This window comes from Amycolatopsis sp. NBC_00355 (assembly GCF_036104975.1).
Lineage (GTDB): Bacteria > Actinomycetota > Actinomycetes > Mycobacteriales > Pseudonocardiaceae > Amycolatopsis.
This window is the reverse complement of record NZ_CP107982.1, coordinates 5783223-5803550: the sequence shown is the minus strand read 5'-3', so window position 1 is coordinate 5803550 and position 20328 is coordinate 5783223. Positions and strand designations below refer to the sequence as shown.

Below are 20328 nucleotides of genomic sequence, written 5' to 3'. Positions count from 1 at the left end.
TCAAGCCAAACACCTCGACCGCACTCGAGGTCAAGCGAATTCACCCGGAGACGAGAACGGGGCCCTCCACAGTGGAGGACCCCGTTCGCGAACCGCGTGCTCAGCCGAGCAGCAGGCCGTTGCCGCCGGCGACGGCGTTGTCGAAGCGCTTGCTGATCTCGGCCCAGTTGAAGATGTTCCACAGGGCCTCGACGTACTTCGGCTTCACGTTCTTGTAGTCCAGGTAGAACGCGTGCTCCCAGACGTCGACCAGCAGGATCGGCACCGTCGGCAGGATCAGGTTGTTGTGGTGGTCGCGCAGCTGCTGGGTGATCAGCGTCTTGCCGATCGGGTCCCAGGAGAGCGCGCCCCAGCCGTTGCCCTGGATCGTCGTCGACACGGCGGTGAACTGCGCCTTGAACTTGTCGAAGGAGCCGAAGGCCTCGTCGATCGCGGCGGCCAGCTCGCCGGTCGGCTTGTCGCCGCCTTCCGGCGACAGGATCTTCCACCACACGACGTGGTTGGCGTGGCCGGCCAGGTTGAAGGCCAGCGTCGTCTCGAGACCGACGATGCCGCCGAAGTCCCCGGCGTCGCGGGCTTCCGCGATCTTGTCGAGGGTGTCGTTCGCGCCCTTGACGTAGGTCGCGTGGTGCTTGCTGTGGTGCAGCTCGTTGATCTCGCCGGAGATGTGGGGCGCCAGGGCGCTGTAGTCGTAGTCGAGATCGGGGAGCTCGTAGCGGGCCATTGGCCCTCCTTCTGTCTTCGACACAAGATTCCGGTATCGAACCTAGTAGCACACGGCCGCTCGCGGCGAGCGGGGGCGCGTGGTCGTCACTGCGTGGGACGACCGGTTCGACAGTGGCGTACCCGGGGGTGCGCCACCCGAAACCGAGCCTGCAACCTGGACTTAAGTCGAGGTCAAGGTGCTGTGACGACGATCATTCAAGCTGTGCGGAACTCGGTCAGCCGCTGGGCCAGCTCGTCGAACACCGCGACGTTGCACTCGAACGCCACCAGCGTCTCGTCGATCACCCGGGCGCGTTCGGCGTCGGTCCAGGGCGCGTTGTCCAGCTTCGCCCGGTAGACGTCGCGGAACTTCGGGGCGCTGCCGATGCCCTCGAAGTGGTAGAAGAGCGTGCCCGCGTCGGCGACGTCGTAGGTCTTCTCCAGCAGGCGGCGGATGGCCTGGCCGCCCGCGATGTCGCCCAGGTAGCGCGTGTAGTGGTGGGCGACGTAGCCGCCGGCCCACGACGACGCCTCTTCGACGCGCGCGACGTACGCCTGCGTCGACGCCAGCGGGGCGATCGTCGAGCGCCAGTCCGGGCCGACGAGGTGCGCCAGGTCGCGCTCCAGGCTCGGCCGCCGGCGGAGCGCGTCGAAGACGAACTCGCCGCCGACCGGGTCGCCGGCCATCCGGTCGCTGGCCGCTTCGATCGCGCCGTAGATGAAGTAGTACTGGATCGCCAGCTGGGTGTAGCCGTCCTGCGACAGCTCGCCGCCCAGCAGCGCGCGCATGTACGTCGAGTAGTTCGCCTTTTCGTGCACCTGCAGCGTCGAGGCGCGCAAGGTCGCCGAGAACGGACGGGTGTCGAGGTCCGTGGTCACCGACATGGAAGGCCTCCCGGCGATCGATCTGACACACTGTCAGAAAGAGCCTAAGCCATAACCGGCGGTAAGGCTACCCTAAATCTCGGCCGCTCCGACCGCTCGCAGCACGAACCGGACGGCGGCTTCGACGACGTCTTCGCGCTGCTCCGGCGGCCCCTCGACCAGCGCCCGGTTGCCCAGCGCGGCGGTGATCATGGCGATCAGGACGTCCGGGTCCTCGGCGGGCCAGCGCCCCAGGTCGACGCCGCCGGCGAGGATCGCGCGCAGCCGGTCGGTGATCGGGTCGGCGTGCGCGCTGATCCGCCGGTACGCCGCGGGGGCCAGCGCCGACGCGAGCGCCGCGCCCGGCGGCATGTGGTACTCGGCCAGCACCCTCAGCTGGAGCCGGACGAACGTGGCGAGCTGGTCGACCGGGTCGGCCTGGGCCTCGACGGCGTCGGTCAGCCGGGTGACGTACCGGGCGGCCTCGTCCTCGACGAAGGCGACGAGCAGGCTCTCCTTGTCCGGGAAGTGGTTGTACAGCGCGCTCCGGCCGACGCCGGCGGCCGCGGCGACGCCGGTCAGCGAGATCGCGTCGAAGCCGCGTTCGTACAGCTGGGCGCGCAGGACGTCGAAGACGCGCGCGCGGACTTCACGGCGGTGCGCCTCCAACGACCCACCGAGGATCTTCGGCATCCGCCCAGGCTAATCGGCCACGGGCCACGTGTGCACCGGCTCGCCCGCCTCCGACAGCTCCAGGTAGCGCCCGAGCATCCGGGTCAGCGCCGCCTCCCGGTCGAGCCCGTGCTCCTGCGCGTGCACGACGAAGTCGCGCTGCCAGGTCGCCCCGGTCCGCCGCGCGAGGCACCGCTGCTCGATGATCCCGAGGTAGCGCTCGCGGGCCTCGTCGGAGACGTCGGAGGCGCGCAGCCCCTCGTGGGCCAGCGGGAGCAGCACGCGCAGCGCGAGCTCGTCCGGCGGGATCCAGCCGATGCCCGGCCAGTACAGCTGCGCCTCGAAGCCGCGGCGCGCGCCCGCGTACAGGTTTTCCTCCGCCGCCTGGAACGACATCTGGCTCCACACCGGGCGTTCCGCCTCGGCGAGCGCGCGCTGGGCGCCGTAGAAGAACGCCGCGTTCGCCACGGTGTCGACGACCGTCGGCCCCGCGGGCAGGATGCGGTTTTCGATGCGCAGGTGCGGCAGGCCGTCGACGACGTCGTACACCGGGCGGTTCCAGCGCCAGATGGTGCCGTTGTGCATCCGCAGCTCGGTGAGCTTCGGCGCCTGGCCCGCGTCGAGCGCTTCGATCGGGTCTTCGGCGTCGGTTTCCGGGAGCAGGCCGGGGAAGTACCGGACGTTCTCCTCGAACAGGTCGAAGATCGACGTGATCCAGCGCTCGCCGAACCACACCCGCGGCCGGACGCCCTGGTTCTTCAGCTCTTCCGGGCGCGTGTCGGTCGCCTGCAGGAACAGCGGGATGCGCGTCTCCTGCCAGAGCGCCTTGCCCAGCAGGAACGGCGAGTTCGTGGCGAGCGCGATCTGCAGCCCGGCCAGGCACTGTGCGGCGTTCCAGTGGGCGGCGAACTCCTCCGGCGCCACCTGCAAGTGCAGCTGCACGCTCGTGCACGCGGCTTCCGGAAGAATGGATTCCGCATAACTGCGCAGGCGTTCCGGCTGCTGGCCCGGCAGCGGCGCGCCTTCCATCGCCAGCACGGTCCGTTCGCCGCGCGCGGCGAAGATCTGGTCGTTCAGCGTGACATACCGCGATTTGTTGGTGAGCCACTTCTGGTCGAAATGCTCGTGCTTCAACGTCGGCAGGATGCCGATCATCGCCAGCGCCGACCCGTTGTCCCCGGCTTTCGCCGACGCGGTGCTGAGATAAGCGCGGAGGTCGTCTTCCAGCTGGAGCGCCGAATCGCCGGCCAGCGGCCGCGGCGGCACGTTCAGCTCCAGGTTGTGCTGGCCCAGCTCGGTGGTGAACGACGGATCGTCCAGCGCTTCCAGCACCGCGTTGTTCGTCATCGACGGCCGCAGTTCCCGGTCCACCAGATTCAGCTCGACTTCGAGGCCGATGTTCTTGCGCGGAAAAGAGAAACTGCCGTCGGTGAGCATTCGGGCCAACGTGTCGAGACAGCGCTGCACCTTGCGGCGGTACCGTCCTCGATCGAGCGTGTTGAACGGTTGTGCCGCCAGGTCCATCCCCATGACCATCCCTGCTTCGCGTCGGCGTGGAACTAGTACGTGTTTCAGGTTCCCGGCGGATAACCGTTTCACAGCGGTTGAATCCGTGCTAGCGGCCAAACTGGTGCTCTCCGTCACCAGGAGTTAACCGACAGCAAAATGAACCCGTTCGTACCAGAGCAACTCGACGTTCGGACCAGCGAGTGCCCCGGCAAGCGGATGACAGACTGGGCGGATGGCCGTGATCCACACCGATGACCGGGACGACCCGGGACTCGACGACTTCCGCGACCTGTCCACTGCGGACCGCCGCCCGGACCGCCCTGGTGGCAAGGGACTCGTCATCGCCGAGGGCACCGTCGTGGTGTCGCGGCTGCTGGCGTCCCGGTACCCGGTGCGTGCGCTGCTGGGCGTCGAACGGCGGTTCGCCGAGCTGGCGGACGACCTGGCCGGGACGGACGCGCCCCAGTACGTCACTTCGGCGGAGGTGATGGCCGACGTCGTGGGCTTCCACCTCAACCGCGGCATCCTCGCGATCGCCGACCGGCCGGCGCCCCTGACGGTTTCCGACGTGGTGGCCGGCGCCAACACGATCGCCGTGCTGGAAGGCGTGGGGGACCACGAAAACCTCGGCGCGCTCTTCCGCAACGCGGCCGCGCTCGGCGTCGGCGGCGTGCTGCTCGGCCCCGGCTGCTCCGACCCGCTGTACCGGCGCAGCGTGCGCGTTTCCATGGGACACGTCCTGCGCGTCCCCTTCGGCCACCTGACGGACTGGCCGGGCGGGCTCGGCGACCTGCGGGCGCGCGGGTTCGCCGTCGCCGCGTTCACGCCGCGGCCGGGCTCGGTCCCGCTGCGCGAGCTGCGGAAGCACGCGCCGGGCCCGGTGGCCCTGCTGTTCGGCGCGGAGGGGCCCGGACTGACGGACACGGCGCTCGCGGCTGCTGATCACGCGGTGCGGATACCCATGCCCGCGGGAGTCGACTCCCTCAATATCGCCACGGCCGCCGCCGTCGCGTTCTACGAACTGGCCTCGGGTGACTAAGACCTGGTCTCAAAACTCAAGGGTGTCACTGCGTAACCTGCCGGTCCGGGTGGGCGGCCCCGGATCGATGACCGTGCCGCGCTAGAGGGGATCTTGTTCGTGCTCGACACCGGCTGCCGCTGGCGAGACCTACCCGAGCAGCTCGGATGCGGTTCCGGGCGCACCGCGTGGCGGCGGTCACGTGAGTGGCAGGACGCTGGCGTGTGGGACCGGCTGCACCAGCTCGTGCTCGACGAGCTGTCCACCATCGACGAGCTCGACCGGACCGGAGGCTGCATCGACGCGGTGTCGGTGCGGTCGAAAAAGGGGGCGAGCTGACCGGCCGCAGCCCCACTGACCGGGGTAAAGCCGGCACCAAGTGTTGTCGGCGGCAAACACCCACGACAGCATGATGTTCGAGCCGCTGCCGGACACGAACCCGACCGTGCGCGGCCACCACGGCCGGGCGGGCCGGCCACGATGCCGACCGGACAAGCTGCACGCCGACGAGGGCTACGACTACCGCCGCTGCCTGACCCGCCGCGGTATCTCACTCGTTTGGGATACATCGGTAGCTCTGTGTCGTCGGGTGGAGGTGACTGGTGAGCTTCTGAGCGCGGACCAGGTCCTCGGGTCGGCACGGGGCCCCTGTCACCCACGAGGGAGATCGATCTCCTGGAGGAGGCTGCAGCCGCGTTGCCGACGGCACCATCGACGGGGATGAACGAGCACTCTCGTCGGGAAGTGATCAGCCATCGGTGGGGCCGCCTCGTCAGAGGCGTTCGATGCGGTCGGCCTGCGGGCCCCGGTCGCTCTGACGCACCGCGTACCGGACCCGGTCACCCTTCTGCAGCGACTCCGACCCCATGATCACGGACGCGTGGGCGAAGAGATCGTCGCCGCCTGCGTCCGGGGTGATGAAGCCGAAGCCGCGGTCGCCGTCGTAGCGCGCGACGACGCCCTCGCCGCCTCGTACGGGCACGTCCCGCGCCGCCGGCCCTGCGGCCGCGGCAGGTGCCGACCGCTGCGGCGCCGTCTGGGGCTCGGCGCCCCGGACCAGGTGCACGTCGCGGGCCTGCGGACCCTTGTCTCCACTGGCCACCTCGTAGGCGACGCGGTCGCCCTCCGCGAGCCACGTCAGCCCCTCGGCCAGGGCCCGGGCGTGAACGAAGACGTCCCCGGCGCCGGAGTCGGGGTTGATGAAGCCGAAGCCCTTGTCCTCGTCGTACCAGGCCACCGTGCCGTCGGCACCGTCCGCGATACCGGCCGCAGCGGGTGAGCCGGCCCCTGCTCCCAGCGGGATCACGTGCCCGGCCTGCGGGCCGCGCTCGCCTTCGACGATCAGGAAGGCCACCCGCTGCCCCTCGGTGACCACGCCGCCGGTCACGATGGCGGAGCTGTGCACGAAGATGTCGGCGCCGCCGCCGTCCGGCGACGCGAAGCCGTACCCCTTGCCCGGCTCGTACCAGGTGACGGTGCCGAGCAGGCCCACGGCGCCGCCGGTGGCCGCATCGGCGGTGACGCGAACGCGCAGCGCCTCGGGCCCGCGGTCGTTCTCGCCGACCTCGAACACGACGGCCTGGCCCTCGCGGAGCACTTTCGCGCCGCCGTCCCCGACGATCTCGGAGGCGTGCACGAACACGTCCGGCGAGCCGTCCTCGGGCGCGAGGAAGCCGAAACCCCGTTCGGCGTCGAACCAACGGACGGTCCCTTGCGGCATCAACAGCTCCAGGTCGAGAGGGCGGGCACTGGCCCCCAGTCTCTCTGACAGACCTCCGGTCCGTCGGGCCGGGTCCACAGGCGGGCGGTGCGGAGCCACAGGCGGGCCGTTGGTTCACCTGGCGACACGCCGAGTTTTGAGACCAGGTCTAAGGTGCCTCCTAGTGTTTCGGGGGACTCGGGCGTGAAGGGACACGGGGACACCATGGAGCTGCGGATCCGCGGTGAGCGTGCGGTGCTGGCCGGGCCGGGCGGCGACCGGGCGCGCGAGGTGGACCCGTACAAGCTCGCGATCGGCGGGGACCTGGCGCAGGCCCTGCACGAGTGGGCGCGGGTGGCGTCCGCCGTGTCCGCCGACCCGGGTGCGGAGGCGGCCTCCGTCGTCTCGCAGCGCGGCCGCCAGCTGGCCGGCCGGCTGGCCGCGGTGATGGGCACGGCCGTACGGTTCGTGGACCCGGTGACCGGCGCCGACATCGTCGTCGAGCCGCCGCCGCGGCAGCCCGAAACCGGCCGCAAGCTGGTCCGGACGGTGCTGGGCCCGCCGGGGCCGCCCGGGGAACCGACCCCGTGGCCGACCGGGCTCATCGTCTCGGCGTTCATCGCGGCCGTCGTCGTGGTGGCGATGCTGGCGCTGGCGACGACCCTGGCGCGCGAGACCAGCGGCTGGCTCGCGCTGGTGGCGTCGGTGGTGGTGACGGCCGGCATCGCGCCGTCGCTGTGGCTGATCCGCCGCACCCCGATCCTGCGCTGGGCCGCCTACGGCGCGGCCGGCGGCGTGCTGATCGCCTGGGTCGGCGTGCTGGTGATCGCCTTCGGCGGCGCCTGACCGGGCGGAACGGGATACTGGCGCGATGGAGCAGCTGGACGTGTTGCGGAAGCTCTGCCTCGCCCTCCCGGAGGCGACCGAGCGGCTCAGTCACGGCTCGCCGGCGTGGTTCGTGCGCGGCAAGAAGACCTTCGTCATGTTCGCCGACGACCACCACGGCGACGGCAGGCTCGCCTTCTGGTGCCCGGCGGCCGCCGGCGTGCAGGAGGAGCTGGTGCGCACCGAGGCGGAGCGGTTCTTCAAGCCGCCGTACGTCGGCCCGCGCGGCTGGCTGGGCGTGCGCCTGGACGTCGACGTCGACTGGGCTGAGATCGACCGGATCGTGCGGGAGGCCTACCGCCTGGTCGCGCCGAAGTCGCTCGCCGCGCTGGTGGAGTAGCGCACCGATGTGGCCTTCGGTGCGTCAGACGCACCGAAGGCCACATCGGGACGCTTGGGTCTAGCCGCGCTGTGAGCGGACCCCGAGCAGCACGTCCTCCCAGGACGGCACGATCGGGTGATTCTTTTTGGCCTTCGGCCGCGCCGGTTCCTCCGCGGTGGCCGTCTCCTCTTCGGGGTCGGCCGGGACGCGGGGGATCTCGCGGGTGTCGTCGTCCGGGTCCGGCTCGGCGGCCGGCAGCTCGGCGTGGTCCGGCGACACCGAATCCAGCGTCGGCTGGAACTCCGCGTCGCGGGCCGGGTTGAGCGCGCGGACCGTCCGGGGCGGGCGGTAGGCGTTCGGGTCGAGCAGGACCTCGGCGTTCTCGTCGAGCGCCGTCACGGTGCCGCCGTGCGCTCCCGGGGCGAACGCCCAGTGCGCGCGGTTGTCCGAGCGGCCGGCCTTCCAGCGCAGTACGACGACCCAGCGGCCGTCGTCGCCCTTCCAGGAGTCCCAGGTGGCCTGCGAGTAGTCGTGGCCGCGCACGCCGAAGCCGTACGCGACGACCTCGCCGAGCGTCTGCACGTCCGGGCCGTCTTCGCGGACCGGGTGCGCGCTCTGCGCGAGCTCGGCGGTCCGGGACCGCTCGAGCAGGACGGGGTAGGCGTAGCGCTCGACGCGCTGCTCCGAGATCCCGGCGCCGCTCGCGACTTGTTCGACTGACTCGCCGGCGCGGATTCGCGCCTGGATCTCGCGTGGCCGCATCTGGCTCTCCAACTCGATTTCGATCTGGCCGAGGCGGGTGATGTCACCCCGCGCCGCCGCGCGCAGTCTCTCATCGGCCGGGAGGAGGAATTGCGTACGGCTCGCCGGGTCTTCGCACACGATGGACTTACCGTCCTCGTGCAACCCGACCACTCGTAGCGTGCGCATTGTTCGCCTTCCCCGATGCTTCACCGTTGTGGGTGCCCACGTTAGAACGGCGCGTCGGCTTGACGTGCGAGGCGCGCCGAGTCATCACCCAAAGGACCACTGTTCACTTTGTGACTCCCGCATCATCCGTGCCCTGGTCAGCGGCATCCGTGTGACACGCCGACCACGCAAAGTCACGATCGAGTGGATCGCCTCCGCGTGTTCCGGCAAAATCTCCTCCGACTGGCCCAGTCCGCTGGGCCCTGTGGTTTCTGGGACTGGTGTGACTACTGGGACGCGTGGGACGTCGCGGGGGTTGCCAGGTCGTGAGTGTTTAGGGCGGTTAGAACCGCCCTAAACACTCACGACGCTCAGCCTGGCGGCAGGCGGACCGTCACGGTGAGCCCGCCGCGCTTGCCCGGCTGGGCCTCCGCCGTGCCGCCGTGGGCGTGGGCGACCGAACGGACGATCGACAGCCCGAGGCCGGCGTTGCGCGTGTCGCCCGTCCGCTCGGCCCCGTTGATGCGCCGGAACGGCTCGAAGAGCGTCGGCACGGCCTCGGGCGGGACCACCGCGCCCGAGTTGCGGACCTCCAGGGCCGGGTCGGCGCGGACTTCGACGTACACCCAGCCGCCGCGGGCGTTGTACGTGATCGCGTTGACCAGCAGGTTCGTCACCAGCCGCTCCAGCAGCACCGGGTCGCCCGCCACCGTGCGCGGCCGGAAGCGGGTCTCCACCTTGACGCCCGCCGACTCCGCCTGGGCCGCGGTGGCCCGGACGACCGACGCGACGACCTGGTCGAGCCGGACCGGGCTGCGTGCGGTCAGGCCGCGGTCGCTGCGGGCCAGGATCAGCAGGCCCTCGATCATCCGCTCGCTGCGCTCGTTGGTGTGCAGCAGGTGCGTGCCGAGTTTCCGCAGGTCGGGCGCGACCTCGGGGTCGGCCATCGCGACTTCGATCAGCGTCCGCTGCACGGCCAGCGGGGTCCGCAGCTCGTGGGACGCGTTCGCGACGAACCGCTTCTGGCTGTCGAACGACTCCGCGAGCCGGTCGAGCATGCCGTCGAAGGTGTCGGCCAGTTCCTTCAGCTCGTCGGGCGGGCCTTCGAGGTTGATCCGCCGGTCGAGCTTGCCCGCTTCGAGCCGCCGCGCGGCCGAGGTGATGTCGTGCAGCGGCCGCAGCGCCCGCCCGGCCATCAGCCAGCCGAACAGGACGGCGAGCGCGGCCGTCGCCACGAGCGCGATCGCCGAGTTGACGACCAGGGTGGACAGCGTCGAGGACCGGTATTCGTCCAGCGAGCCGCTGACCAGGCGCACGGCCATGCCGGCGGGCGCCATGACCGTGTCGTCCGGGATGCCGTACGCCGCGTCGGCCGAGCCGAGGGACGCCGTCGCGAACCTGGCCGGGTCCGGCAGCGTGCCCTGCACCAGCAGGTAGTCGATGACGACGAGGACCAGCCCGGCCAGCAGGAACAGCCCGCCGTACCAGGCCGTCAGCTTGGTCCGGACCGACAGCGCGTTCACGGCGTGCCGAACCGGTAGCCGGCGCCGGGCAGCGTCTCGATCACCGGCGGGTCGCCGAGCTTGCGGCGCAACGTCATCACCGCGACGCGCACCGCGTTGGTGAACGGGTCCGCGTGCTCGTCCCACGCCTTGTCCAGCAGGTCCTCGGCGCTCACCACCGTGCCCTCGGCCCGCATCAGCACTTCCAGCACGGCGAACTCCTTCGGCGAGAGCTGCAGGAACCGGCCGTCGCGCGCGGCCTGGTGCCGCGGCAGGTCCAGCACGACGCCGTCGCGTTGCAGCACCGGCGGCAACGCCGGCCGCGCGCGCCGGGACAGCGCCTGCACCCGGGCGACCAGCTCGGCGAACGCGAACGGTTTGGTCAGGTAGTCGTCGGCGCCCAGGCCCAGCCCGGCGACCCGGTCGGTGACGTCGGCGGCGGCCGTCAGCATCAGCACCCGCGCCTCGCCGCCCGCCGCGACGACGGCGGCGCACACCGCGTCGCCGTGCACCTTCGGCAGGTCGCGGTCGAGGACCACGACGTCGTAGCCGTGCACCCCGACCCGCTCGAGGGCCTGTTCGCCGTCGTAACAGACGTCGACGGCCATCGCGAAGCGGCGAAGGCCCTCCGCGACCGAGTCGGCGAGCAGCCGCTCGTCCTCCACCACCAGCACACGCACCCGCCCAGTCTGCCCAGGCGGGCCATAAGCCCCGCATAAGCGACTTCGCTTAGCGCGCCGGAATCCCCCGATCCGTAGACCTGACGACCTGACCGGAGGAAAGGAGCGAGCGATGCGAACACGCCTGACCGTCATCGCGGCGATCGGCGCCGCGGTGCTGCTCGCGGGGTGCGGGGCCAAGCCGGACGACGCGTCGAAGGTGGCCTCGATCTCGGGGCCGTCCTCGTCGGCCCCGGCCAAGGCCGCGGACAACAAGAGCGACGAGGACAAGATGCGGGACTTCGCCAAGTGCATGCGCGAGCACGGCGTCGACATGCCCGACCCGAAGCCGGCCGGGGACGGCGGCGGCATGGCGATCACGCTCGGGGGCGACGCTAAGGACGCGGGGAAGCTCGACGCGGCGCAGAAAGCCTGCAAGAGCCTCATGCCCAACGGCGGCGAGATGAAGCCGCCGAGCCCCGAAGAACTGGACAAGATGCGCAAGGACGCCAAGTGCATGCGGGACCACGGCATCGACATGCCGGACCCGGACCCGTCCGGCAAGGGCGCGACGCGGATGGGCGGACCGGGCGACGACCCGTCGAAGTTCGAGGCCGCCGCGAAGGCGTGCGGGCTCGGCATGTCCATGCACGCGGAACCGGCGGCGCCCGCGCGATGACCGAGATGATCGAATCCAAGCCGCGGCGCCGGGGCCGGGCGCGCTGGTTCATCGCCGCGGCCGTGCTCGTCGTCGTGGTGGGGACCGGCTCCGCCGTGATCCTCACCCGCGTCTCCTCCGCCACCTCGGTGCAGGAGGCCGCTCCGCCGCCGGTCGAGACGGCGGCGGTGGCCAAGACCGACCTCAGCGAGGAAGAGGAGGCCGACGGCACCCTCGGTTACGGCGAGGAGTCCACGGTCGCCGGCCGCAAGCCCGGCACCATCACGTCGCTGCCCGCCGCCGGCGCGACCCTCACCCGCTGCCAGGCGGTGTACGGCGTCGACGCCAAGCCGGTGCCGCTGTTCTACGGCACGCTGCCGTTCTACCGCGACCTCGCCTCGGGTGCGGCCGACGGCGCCGACGTCAAGCAGCTCGAGGAGAACCTCAAGGCGTGCGGGTACGGCGGCTTCGGCACGCCGGACAAGAAGTTCACCGCGGCGACGGCGGCCGCGCTGAAGAAGTGGCAGAAGGCGCTGGGGCTGGACCAGACCGGCGCGTTCGGCCAGGGCGACGTCGTCCTTTCGGCGGGTGAGCTGCGGGTGTCGGCGCTGTCGGCCAAGCTCGGCTCGCCGGCCCAGGGCGAGGTGCTCAAGACCAGCGGCACCGTCCGCTCGGTGCAGGTCAAGCTCGACGCGGCCAAGCAGGACCTGGCCCAGCAGGGCGCCAAGGCGTCCGTGACGATCAACGGGAAGACGTCGAAGGGCACGATCACCGACGTCGGCAAGTCCGCGGTCGAGGGCAAGGACGGGGCCGGCCAGGACGACGGCAAGCCCAAGATCACGGTGACCGTCCAGCTGGACGACCCGGCCGTGGCCGGCACGCTCGACTCGGCCCCGGCGACCGTCCGGTTCACCAAGGACGTCCACCAAGGCGTGCTCGCGGTGCCGGTCGGCGCGCTGCTCGCGCTCGCCGAAGGCGGTTACGCCGTCGAGGTCGACGAGAACGGGAAGCGCCGGCTCATCGCCGTCCAGACGGGACTGTTCAGCGGCGGCAAGGTCGAGGTCAGCGGCAACGGCCTGACCGCGGGCATGCGGGTGGTGACGACGTCGTGACGCCCGTCCTGCGCGTGCACGAGGTCACGCGCACCTACCCCGGTGGTGTCGCCGCGCTCGACGGCGTCTCGCTGAGCATGGAAGACGGCGAGATGGTGGCGATCGTCGGGCCGTCCGGCTCCGGGAAGTCCACGCTGCTGCACCTGATGGGCACGCTCGACCGGCCGTCCACCGGCCGGGTCGAGCTGCGCGGCCACGACGTCGCCGTGCTGTCCGACCGGAAGGTCTCGGCGTTGCGGTCACGCTGGATCGGGTTCGTGTTCCAGCAGTTCTTCCTCGACGAAGGGATGAGTGCGGTGGACAACGTGTGCACCGGCCTGCTCTACGCCGGGGTGCCGCGGCGGCAGCGGCGTGCGCGAGCCCGGGAAGCGCTCGACCGCGTCGGGCTGGGACACCGGGCGTGGCACCGGCCCGGCGAGCTGTCCGGCGGCGAACGCCAGCGCGTCGCGATCGCCAGGGCCGTCGTCAACAACCCGGCGATCCTGCTGGCCGACGAGCCGACCGGCAACCTCGACACCGGCACCGGCGCGGCCGTGCTCTCGCTGCTCGGCGAGCTGTCCGCCGACGGCACGACGATCGTGGTGATCACCCACGACCGGGAGATCGCCGCGGGCATGCCGCGCCGGATCGAGCTGCTCGACGGGCACCTGCGGCTCGACACCGGCCTGGTGGGTGCGCAGTGATCGCGCCACCGGAGGTCAAGCTGCCGGAACCGGCGCGGCTCAAGCCACCGGACGTCGTCGCGCTCGGCGCCCACGGCATGCGGACGCGGCCCGTACGCGCCGTGCTTTCCGCGCTGGGCATCGCGATCGGCGTCGCGGCGATGGTCGCGGTGCTGGCGATCCCGGCGTCCGGCGCGCAGGCCCTGCACGACCGGCTGGCCGCGCTCGGCACCAACCTGCTCACCGCCGGGCCGGGCCAGACGTTGTTCGGGGCCAACGCGACCCTGCCGGACGACGCCGTCGCGATGGCCAAGCGGATCGCGCCGGTGACCGCGGCGACCGGCACCGGGACGACGTCGGCGAGTGTGCGGCGCAGCGACAAGATCCCGGTCGACGAGACGTCCGGGCTCGGGGTCTTCGCGGCGCGGCCGGACCTGCTCGGGGTGCTGGGCGGGAAGGTCCGGTCGGGCGCGTTCCTGGCCCCGGGGAACGGGAACTACCCGGTCACCGTGCTCGGTGCGCAGGCCGCCGCGCGGCTCGGCATCGACCACGTCGACCCGGCACGTCCGCCGCAGGTGCTGATCGGCACGCAGTGGTTCACCGTCGTCGGGATCCTCGGGCCGATGCCGCTGGCCCCGGAGATCGAGCGGTCGGCGCTGGTCGGCTGGGACGTCGCGAAGCGGCTCCTCGGCTTCGACGGCCATCCGTCCACGGTGTACGTCCGCGCGAACGAGTCCGAAGTGGACGGTGTGCGGTCGGTGCTGGGCGCGACGCTGAACCCGCAGGCGCCCAACGAGGTCGAGGTCCGCCGCCCGTCGGACGCGCTCGCCGCGCAGAAGCTCACCGACAACACCTACAGCGCGCTGTTCCTCGGCCTCGGCGGGGTCGCGCTGCTCGTCGGCGGGGTCGGGGTGGCGAACACGATGGTCATCTCGGTGCTGGAACGGCGCCGCGAGATCGGCCTGCGCCGCGCGCTCGGGGCCACGAAACGGCAGGTGCGCGGGCAGTTCCTGGCGGAATCGGTGCTGCTGTCCGGGCTCGGCGGGCTGGCCGGCGTCGTGACGGGGGTGCTGGTGACCGCGGGGTACGCGCTGAGCCAGGGCTGGCCGGCCGTGCTGCCGGTCGGCGCGCTGGCCGGCGGGGTCGGCGTCGCGGCCCTGGTCGGGGCGGTCGCCGGGGCGTACCCGGCGGTCCGCGCGGCTCGGCTCGCGCCGACGCGGGCGCTCGCCTGAGGCAGGTCCCCGGGACGGTGCAGGGGCCGTCCCGGGGATTGCACCAGCCTTGCACCTCGGAACGTGCGTCCCCACAAGGAGAGCACGCAGGGAGATCCCCGGTCACCACCCGGCGAGTTGAATGTGCGGACGGGTTGGTGATCGGGGAGGGCAGTCGGCGTGGCACGAGTCGAGGCGAACAGGCGTGATTTTCTCCGCTGGCTGGCGACGGCGGGCGCGGGGCTCGCCGCCGCGGGGATCGCGCCCGCGCTCTTCGCCCAGGAAGCCGCCGCGGCCGGCACGGACGTCGTGGTGGTGCTCGGGGCCACGGTCGTCGACGGCACGGACGCCCCGGCCCGGCCGAACTCCGCGGTCGTGCTGATCGGCGACCGGATCGCCTGGGTCGGCCCGGCCGTCGAGCTGCCGCACTGCGCCGGCGCCCGGATCGTCGACGGCCGCGGCCGGTACCTGATCCCCGGCCTCTGGGACATGCACGCCCACGGCATCGACTACGAGAAGCTGTGGCCGCCGATGTTCCTGGCCAACGGCGTCACGGGTATCCGCGAAATGCAGGGGTACGACGAGAACCGCGCCACCCGCGACAAGATCGACCGCGGCGAGCTGCTCGGCCCGCGCGTCGTCATGGGCAGCGCCATCATCGACGGCCCGGTCAGCCTGCTCGGCCCGCCGATCACGCAGGTCGCGAACGCCGAAGAGGGGCGCGCGGCCGTCCGGACCGCCGTCGCGCAGCGCTCGGACTTCGTCAAGGTCTACTTCTACCTGCCGAAGGACGCCTACTACGCGATCGCCGACGAGTGCCGCCGCTTCGGGCTGCCCTTCTCCGGCCACTGGCCGTACCGGCTTCGCCAGCTCGACGCCGCGAAGGCCGGGCAGCGCACCTTCGAGCACCTCTTCGGCCTGCACATCGCCACGTCCAGCCGTCGTGACGAGTTCCTGGCCCTCCTCGACGCGCAGCCGTTCGACCCGAACGCGAAGCGCGACTTCTTCAACCTCGCCCGCGAACTCGACCGGCAGGCGGCCCAGGCCTACGACCCGGCCACCGCGGAAAGCCACTTCGCCGCGCTCAAGGCGCTGGACAACTGGGTGAGCCCGACGTTCGCCGTCAACCGCGTCATCTCGCGCCCGGCCGGCACCTTCGCGCACGACCCGCGGCTCAAGTACGTCTCCCAGGACATCATCGACTACTGGGCCGACCGGCTCACGATGTTCACCCCGGTCACGGCCGAGCAGATCGCCCAGCAGGACGCGTACTTCGAGGCCCAGCTGCGGCTCGTCGGCGAGGCGCACCGGGCCGGGCTGGGCGTCCTCGGCGGCACCGACTGCCTGAACCCGTACGTCTTCCCGGGCTTCAGCCTGCACGACGAGCTCGACTACCTGGTCCAGGCCGGCCTGTCACCGCGCCAGGCGCTGCAGTCGGTGACGCGCGACGCCGCGCGGTTCCTCGGCAAGGCGTCGACCACGGGCACGATCACCCCGGGCAAGGTCGCCGACCTGGTGCTGCTCGACGCGAACCCGCTCACCGACATCCGCGCGGTCCGCCGGATCGACACGGTCGTCACGGCGGGCCGGGTGCTCGACCGGACGCGGCTGACCCGGATGCTGGCGGACGTCGAGACGGCGGCGAAGCAGCCGCCGGCGGGCGCGAACAGCAGGTCAGTGCGGTTGCCGGTGCGTGGCTGCTGCTGAGCGCCCGGTAATCTCGGCCGGTCGGAGACCGGGCTCGAGGGGGACGCGTGACACTGGCCGAGCGGCTTTTCGGGGGCTCCGGGTGGCGGAGCCCCCGGCCCGGGGCGAAGCCTCGGATGTCCGAGCGGCTTTTCGGGGGCTCCGGGTGGCGGAGCCCCCGGCCCGGGGCGAAGCCTCGGATGTCACAGCGGCTTTTCGGGGGCTCCGGGCGGAAGCTGGTGGGGGCGCTGGTCGTCCTCGAAGTCGCCGCCGTCGTGCTGGTCCTCGTGCTGAAGCGGTTCGACGGCCTGGACCTGGAGGTCTACCTGGGCGGCGCGAAGGCGCTGGCCCAGCAGGGCTCGCCGTACGAGGCCTGGGTGCCGACGACGCACCAGATCCTGCTGCCGTTCACGTACACGCCGTTCGCGGCCGCGGTGTTCCTGCCGGGCACGCTGCTGCCGTTCGCGGCGACGATGAAGCTCGTCAGCATCGCCTCGATCCTCGCGACCGGCGTCGTCGCCTACCTCTACGTCGCGACGCTCAACGGCTCGCTGACCGACTCGTCGAAGGTCCACGGCCGGGCGGTCGCGGCCCTCGTCGCGATCGTGGCGCAGCTGGCCGGTGCGCTGCTCGAACCGGTGCGCTCGACGCTGGGCTTCGGGCAGATCAACGCGCTGCTCATGGTCCTGGTGGTGCTCGACGTCCTGCTGCCGGGCAAACGCGGGCGGACGAAGGGCCTGCTGATCGGCGTGGCCGCGGCCATCAAGCTGACGCCGGCGGTGTTCGTCGTCTACTTCCTCTTCCGCCGCGACTTCAAGTCGGCCGCGCGGGTGGTCGCCGGGTTCGTGGCGGCCGGCGCGCTGCTGTGGCTGATCCGGCCGTCGGCGTCCTTCACGTACTGGACGAAGCTGGTGTTCGACGCGGGCCGCATCGGCGGCGTCGACTACGTCGGCAACCAGTCGCTGAAGGGCCTGGTGACGCGGCTGGGCCTGCCGGAAACGGCGGGGAACATCGTCTGGCTGCTGGCCGCGCTCGCCGTGATGGCGGTGGTCGCGGTGGTGATCGTCCGGGCGGCCGAGCCGGTGCTCGGGCTGACCGCGTGCGCGCTGGGCGGGCTGCTGGTGTCGCCGATCTCGTGGACGCACCACTGGACGTGGTGCGTGCCGATCCTGGTCCTGGCCGGGTACTACGGCGTGCGCGCGTGGCGGACCGACCGCGTGGTGACGTGGTGGGCCGGCGCGGTCGTGGCGGCCGGGCTGGCGCTGTTCATCTGGGGGCCGATGTGGTTCGCGCCGCGCCCGGCGTCGTCGATCGGCTGGTGGCTGGCGACCGAGTCCTACGAACTCTTCGGCCTTGCCCTGCTGGTCCTCGCGGCTTTCGCCGCACCTCGCCTGAAAGCCGTGAAGGCCTCCTTACCGGCTGTAAGAGCCGGTAAGGAGGCCTTCACGGACGTCTAGGTCAGCTGCCCAGGCGCTCGACGACGTACTCGATGCTCTGCGTGAGCTTCGTGATGTCGTCCGGGTCGATGGCCGGGAACAGGCCGACGCGCAGCTGGTTGCGGCCCAGCTTGCGGTACGGCTCGGTGTCGACGATCCCGTTGGCGCGCAGCACCTTCGCCACCGCGGCGGCGTCGACCTCGTCGGCGAAGTCCACCGTGCCGACGACCTGCGAGCGCAGCTCCGGGTCCTTCACGAACGGCGTCGTGTAGCTGGTCTTCTCGGCCCACTCGTAGAGCCGCGACGACGAGTCCTTCGTGCGCGCGGTCGTCCACTCGAGGCCGCCCTGGCCGTTCATCCACTCGATCTGCTCGGCGAGCAGGAAGAGCGTGGCCACGGCCGGGGTGTTGTACGTCTGGTCCTTGCGGGAGTTGTCCAGCGCGGTGGTCAGCGACAGGAACTCCGGGATCCAGCGGTCGCCGCCGCCGATCTCGCCGATCCGCTCGACTGCGGCGGGCGAGGCCAGCGCGATCCACAGGCCGCCGTCCGCGGCGAACGACTTCTGCGGCGCGAAGTAGTAGACGTCGAAGTCCTCGGCCTTGACGGGGAGGCCGCCGGCGCCGGAGGTGGCGTCGATCGCGACGAGCGCGCCGTCGCTGCCCTCGGGGCGGCGGACCGGGACGGCGACCCCGGTCGACGTCTCGTTGTGCGCCCAGCCGACCAGGTCCGCGCCGGCTTCGTAGGCGATCTCGGGCGCGCTGCCCGCGTCGGCCTTGACGACGATCGGGTCGGCCAGGAACGGCGCGCCCTTGGTGACGGAGGCGAACTTCGAGGAGAACTCGCCGTAGGTGAAGTGCTGCGAGCGCTCGCGGACGAGGCCGAACGCGGCGGCGTCCCAGAAGGCCGTGGTGCCGCCGTTGCCGAGGATCACCTCGTAACCCTCGGGGAGCGAGAACAGCTCGGACAGCCCGGCCCGGACGCGCCCGACGAGCGACTTGACCGGCTTCTGCCGGTGCGACGTGCCGAGGTAGGTGGAGCCGGACTCCGCCAGGGCGCTCAGCTGCTCGGCGCGGACCTTCGACGGTCCGCAGCCGAAGCGGCCGTCGGCCGGCTTGAGGTCTGCGGGGATGGTCAACTCAGCGTCGGTCATGTGGCCAGTCTCTCAGGTCGGGACGGAGCAGGTCGAAGCGGTGCTGAAGTGTCCGGAATGTGGAATCACCGCTGTTCCGGGCAGTGGACGGCGCCGCTCCCGGCCTTCGGAGCAGCTCGTCGTCGGCCTTCCGGACGTCGGCGGCCGCGCACTCGGCGCCCGGCTTGACCGTAAAAACACGGTTCCCGGCGTCGCGGCCCGCGCGTAGGTTCCCCGGCGCGGCAAGTCCGGCGCCGCCCTGACCCGAGGCCCCGCTCACCCCGACTGGGGGTGTGAGCGGGGCCCTCCCTCGGCACCGAAGTTCGACGACAGCCTTCAGCGCCAGCCGTCGACGCCACCCGGCACGGGGGCCGCCGGGTCGTACGGCGTGCGCGTGAAGACGAACGTCGCGAGGTCGAGATGGTTCGCGACGCCTTCGCCGTCCCGGCCCACCTTCAGCGTCTCGCCGGAGTAGTAACCGTCGAGGCCGACGTACGTGTCGTCGCCCGTCGCGCGGAAGCGCGAGCCCCGCCCGGGGCCCTCCGCCGGGGCCAGCGACAGCAGGCCGTCACCCTGGATCCGCAGGTGGTAGGGCGTCGGGCCCCAGTGCCAGAGGCCGGTCAGCGCCAGCAGCGCCGGGTCCACAGTGGACGGCTGCCACTCCGCGGGGACGCGCGGCTCCAGCTCGTCGGTCATGGTGATCAGGTCCAGGCACAGCGGGGTGATGCCGACACCGGACGTCGAGTTGGTGAGCACCAGCGCGCCGGTGCCCGCGGCCGGGTCGACGAGCGTGGCGGCCAGGAACCCGGGCATCGAGCCGGTGTGCCCGGCCAGCCGGCGGCCCTGGTAGCGCACGAGCATCAGGCCGAGCCCGAAGCCGGTGGCCCAGACGTCGGTGTCGTCGACGGTCACCATCGTGCGCATCTGCTCGATGGTCTCCGGGCCGAGCACGCCGCCGCCGTGGCCGCCGAGGAACGCCGTCCAGCGGCCGAGGTCGGTGATCGTGGACCACAGCTGCCCCGCCGGGGCCATCGCGCCGGCGTCCGGGTGCGGCTCCGGCAGCAGGACGTCGGCGAAGGGGTGCACGGCGAAGCCGTCGGCGTGCGCGCCGACCGGGTGCGGGGTGGTGCGCGTCATCCCGAGCGGGCCGAGGATCTCCTCGTCGAGCACGGCCAGCCAGTCCTTGCCGCGGTGGCGCGAGAGGAGCTCGCCGAGCACGCCGTAACCGACGTTCGAGTAGTGGAACCTCGCGCCGGGCCGGTGTTTGGTGGCGCCGTCGGCAAGGCTGCCGACGAGCGCGTCCCAGTCGGCGCCGGGCGTGCGTTCCCACCACAGGCCGGGCGATTCGGACGTCAGGCCGGAGGTGTGGGAGAGCAGCTGGGCCACGGTCGCGGCGCCGAACGGCGTGCCCGGGACGTGCTTTTCCAGGGGGTCGTTGAGGTCCAGCAGGCCCTCGTCGCGCAGCCGCATGACGGCGGTGGCGACGAGGGTCTTGGTGATCGAACCCAGCCGGTACTGGGTGTCGGTGCCGGGGACCTCGCCGCCGACGCGGCCCCGCCCGCCGGACCAGACGATCTCCCCGTCCCGCACCACGGCGGCCACCAGCGAGGGAGCCCGGCTGGCCGCCTGCTCGTGGGCGATCCGGCGGAGCAGGGCATGTTCGGTCGACTCAAGCATGCAGGCATTCTGC

At 71.8% G+C, this 20328-nt stretch carries 19 protein-coding genes and 1 pseudogene; 10 read left to right on the top strand and 10 right to left on the bottom strand.

Going from position 1 to position 20328, the window contains the following annotated elements; translation table 11 throughout:
- Positions 1-100: 100 nt before the first annotated feature.
- From OHS18_RS25930 to OHS18_RS25915, 4 genes are all read right to left on the bottom strand, one after another.
- The gene (locus tag OHS18_RS25930; protein ID WP_247058440.1) at positions 101-724 is read right to left on the bottom strand and encodes a superoxide dismutase; all 624 of its coding nucleotides are present in this window, start codon (positions 722-724) and stop codon (positions 101-103) included.
- Between the two features lie 197 nt (positions 725-921).
- On the bottom strand, positions 922-1590 hold the full coding sequence (locus OHS18_RS25925; RefSeq protein WP_328612699.1) for a biliverdin-producing heme oxygenase: 669 nt from the start codon (positions 1588-1590) through the stop codon (positions 922-924).
- A gap of 72 nt (positions 1591-1662) precedes the next feature.
- Positions 1663-2262, bottom strand: a complete 600-nt coding sequence (locus OHS18_RS25920) for a TetR/AcrR family transcriptional regulator (protein WP_328612698.1) — start codon at positions 2260-2262, stop codon at positions 1663-1665.
- Positions 2263-2271: 9 nt separating this feature from the next.
- Positions 2272-3771, bottom strand: a complete 1500-nt coding sequence (locus tag OHS18_RS25915; protein ID WP_328448330.1) for a glutamate--cysteine ligase — start codon at positions 3769-3771, stop codon at positions 2272-2274.
- Positions 3772-3982: 211 nt separating this feature from the next.
- Between OHS18_RS25915 and OHS18_RS25910 the strand changes: the two genes are divergently transcribed.
- Positions 3983-4789: a TrmH family RNA methyltransferase gene (locus tag OHS18_RS25910; RefSeq protein WP_328612697.1), complete on the top strand. Its 807-nt coding sequence runs from the start codon at positions 3983-3985 to the stop codon at positions 4787-4789.
- Between the two features lie 42 nt (positions 4790-4831).
- Positions 4832-5321, top strand: a pseudogene (locus tag OHS18_RS25905) (transposase); the annotation flags it as partial.
- 219 nt (positions 5322-5540) lie between these two features.
- Here the strand turns inward: OHS18_RS25905 and OHS18_RS25900 are convergent.
- Positions 5541-6488 (bottom strand): cold-shock protein, encoded by a 948-nt coding sequence (locus tag OHS18_RS25900; RefSeq protein ID WP_442875274.1) that lies wholly within the window; start codon positions 6486-6488, stop codon positions 5541-5543.
- Between the two features lie 204 nt (positions 6489-6692).
- Between OHS18_RS25900 and OHS18_RS25890 the strand changes: the two genes are divergently transcribed.
- Positions 6693-7313, top strand: coding sequence for a DUF2537 domain-containing protein (locus tag OHS18_RS25890; protein WP_328459183.1), 621 nt, complete (start codon positions 6693-6695; stop codon positions 7311-7313).
- Positions 7314-7338: 25 nt separating this feature from the next.
- Entirely contained in the window at positions 7339-7692 is a 354-nt protein-coding gene (locus OHS18_RS25885) for an MmcQ/YjbR family DNA-binding protein (RefSeq protein ID WP_328612696.1), read from the top strand.
- 60 nt (positions 7693-7752) lie between these two features.
- On the opposite strand, the gene sepH is transcribed toward OHS18_RS25885, so the two are convergent.
- From sepH to OHS18_RS25870, 3 genes are all read right to left on the bottom strand, one after another.
- The gene (sepH, locus tag OHS18_RS25880) at positions 7753-8604 is read right to left on the bottom strand and encodes a septation protein SepH (RefSeq protein WP_328448336.1); all 852 of its coding nucleotides are present in this window, start codon (positions 8602-8604) and stop codon (positions 7753-7755) included.
- 350 nt (positions 8605-8954) lie between these two features.
- Positions 8955-10106, bottom strand: coding sequence for a sensor histidine kinase (locus tag OHS18_RS25875; protein ID WP_328612695.1), 1152 nt, complete (start codon positions 10104-10106; stop codon positions 8955-8957).
- On the bottom strand, positions 10103-10765 hold the full coding sequence (locus OHS18_RS25870) for a response regulator transcription factor (protein ID WP_328448340.1): 663 nt from the start codon (positions 10763-10765) through the stop codon (positions 10103-10105). The genes OHS18_RS25875 and OHS18_RS25870 overlap by 4 nt, the downstream gene beginning before the upstream one ends.
- 112 nt (positions 10766-10877) lie before the next feature.
- On the opposite strand from OHS18_RS25870, the gene OHS18_RS25865 reads away from it, so the two are divergent.
- From OHS18_RS25865 to OHS18_RS25840, 6 genes are all read left to right on the top strand, one after another.
- The gene (locus tag OHS18_RS25865) at positions 10878-11423 is read left to right on the top strand and encodes a hypothetical protein (protein ID WP_328448342.1); all 546 of its coding nucleotides are present in this window, start codon (positions 10878-10880) and stop codon (positions 11421-11423) included.
- 5 nt (positions 11424-11428) lie between these two features.
- Positions 11429-12514: a peptidoglycan-binding protein gene (locus OHS18_RS25860; RefSeq protein WP_328612694.1), complete on the top strand. Its 1086-nt coding sequence runs from the start codon at positions 11429-11431 to the stop codon at positions 12512-12514.
- Positions 12511-13197 (top strand): ABC transporter ATP-binding protein, encoded by a 687-nt coding sequence (locus OHS18_RS25855; protein WP_328612693.1) that lies wholly within the window; start codon positions 12511-12513, stop codon positions 13195-13197. Before OHS18_RS25860 ends, OHS18_RS25855 begins: the two co-directional genes overlap by 4 nt.
- A gap of 77 nt (positions 13198-13274) precedes the next feature.
- Complete coding sequence (locus tag OHS18_RS25850) at positions 13275-14408, top strand: ABC transporter permease (protein WP_328618579.1); 1134 nt, start codon at positions 13275-13277, stop codon at positions 14406-14408.
- Positions 14409-14567: 159 nt separating this feature from the next.
- Positions 14568-16094 carry an amidohydrolase family protein gene (locus OHS18_RS25845; protein ID WP_328612692.1) on the top strand — a complete coding sequence of 509 codons (1527 nt, stop codon included), beginning with the start codon at positions 14568-14570 and terminating at the stop codon, positions 16092-16094.
- 179 nt (positions 16095-16273) lie between these two features.
- The gene (locus tag OHS18_RS25840; protein WP_328612691.1) at positions 16274-17530 is read left to right on the top strand and encodes a glycosyltransferase 87 family protein; all 1257 of its coding nucleotides are present in this window, start codon (positions 16274-16276) and stop codon (positions 17528-17530) included.
- Position 17531: 1 nt separating this feature from the next.
- On the opposite strand, the gene serC is transcribed toward OHS18_RS25840, so the two are convergent.
- Both serC and OHS18_RS25830 read right to left on the bottom strand, forming a co-directional pair.
- A complete protein-coding gene (gene serC, locus OHS18_RS25835; protein ID WP_328448350.1) occupies positions 17532-18659 on the bottom strand; it encodes a phosphoserine transaminase in 1128 nt (375 codons plus the stop codon).
- Positions 18660-18974: 315 nt separating this feature from the next.
- Positions 18975-20315: a serine hydrolase domain-containing protein gene (locus OHS18_RS25830; protein WP_328448351.1), complete on the bottom strand. Its 1341-nt coding sequence runs from the start codon at positions 20313-20315 to the stop codon at positions 18975-18977.
- Positions 20316-20328: the final 13 nt, after the last annotated feature.

Coding starts and splice junctions, on each gene's coding strand:
- OHS18_RS25900 (WP_442875274.1), bottom strand. CDS start 6,488: ATGCCGCAAGGGACCGTCCGTTGGTTCGACGCCGAACGGGGTTTCGGC.
- OHS18_RS25860 (WP_328612694.1), top strand. CDS start 11,429: ATGATCGAATCCAAGCCGCGGCGCCGGGGCCGGGCGCGCTGGTTCATC.
- OHS18_RS25925 (WP_328612699.1), bottom strand. CDS start 1,590: ATGTCGGTGACCACGGACCTCGACACCCGTCCGTTCTCGGCGACCTTG.
- OHS18_RS25830 (WP_328448351.1), bottom strand. CDS start 20,315: ATGCTTGAGTCGACCGAACATGCCCTGCTCCGCCGGATCGCCCACGAG.
- OHS18_RS25930 (WP_247058440.1), bottom strand. CDS start 724: ATGGCCCGCTACGAGCTCCCCGATCTCGACTACGACTACAGCGCCCTG.
- OHS18_RS25850 (WP_328618579.1), top strand. CDS start 13,275: ATGCGGACGCGGCCCGTACGCGCCGTGCTTTCCGCGCTGGGCATCGCG.
- OHS18_RS25840 (WP_328612691.1), top strand. CDS start 16,274: ATGTCACAGCGGCTTTTCGGGGGCTCCGGGCGGAAGCTGGTGGGGGCG.
- OHS18_RS25865 (WP_328448342.1), top strand. CDS start 10,878: ATGCGAACACGCCTGACCGTCATCGCGGCGATCGGCGCCGCGGTGCTG.
- OHS18_RS25920 (WP_328612698.1), bottom strand. CDS start 2,262: ATGCCGAAGATCCTCGGTGGGTCGTTGGAGGCGCACCGCCGTGAAGTC.
- serC (WP_328448350.1), bottom strand. CDS start 18,659: ATGACCGACGCTGAGTTGACCATCCCCGCAGACCTCAAGCCGGCCGAC.
- OHS18_RS25890 (WP_328459183.1), top strand. CDS start 6,693: ATGGAGCTGCGGATCCGCGGTGAGCGTGCGGTGCTGGCCGGGCCGGGC.
- OHS18_RS25910 (WP_328612697.1), top strand. CDS start 3,983: ATGGCCGTGATCCACACCGATGACCGGGACGACCCGGGACTCGACGAC.
- sepH (WP_328448336.1), bottom strand. CDS start 8,604: ATGCGCACGCTACGAGTGGTCGGGTTGCACGAGGACGGTAAGTCCATC.
- OHS18_RS25915 (WP_328448330.1), bottom strand. CDS start 3,771: ATGGGGATGGACCTGGCGGCACAACCGTTCAACACGCTCGATCGAGGA.
- OHS18_RS25885 (WP_328612696.1), top strand. CDS start 7,339: ATGGAGCAGCTGGACGTGTTGCGGAAGCTCTGCCTCGCCCTCCCGGAG.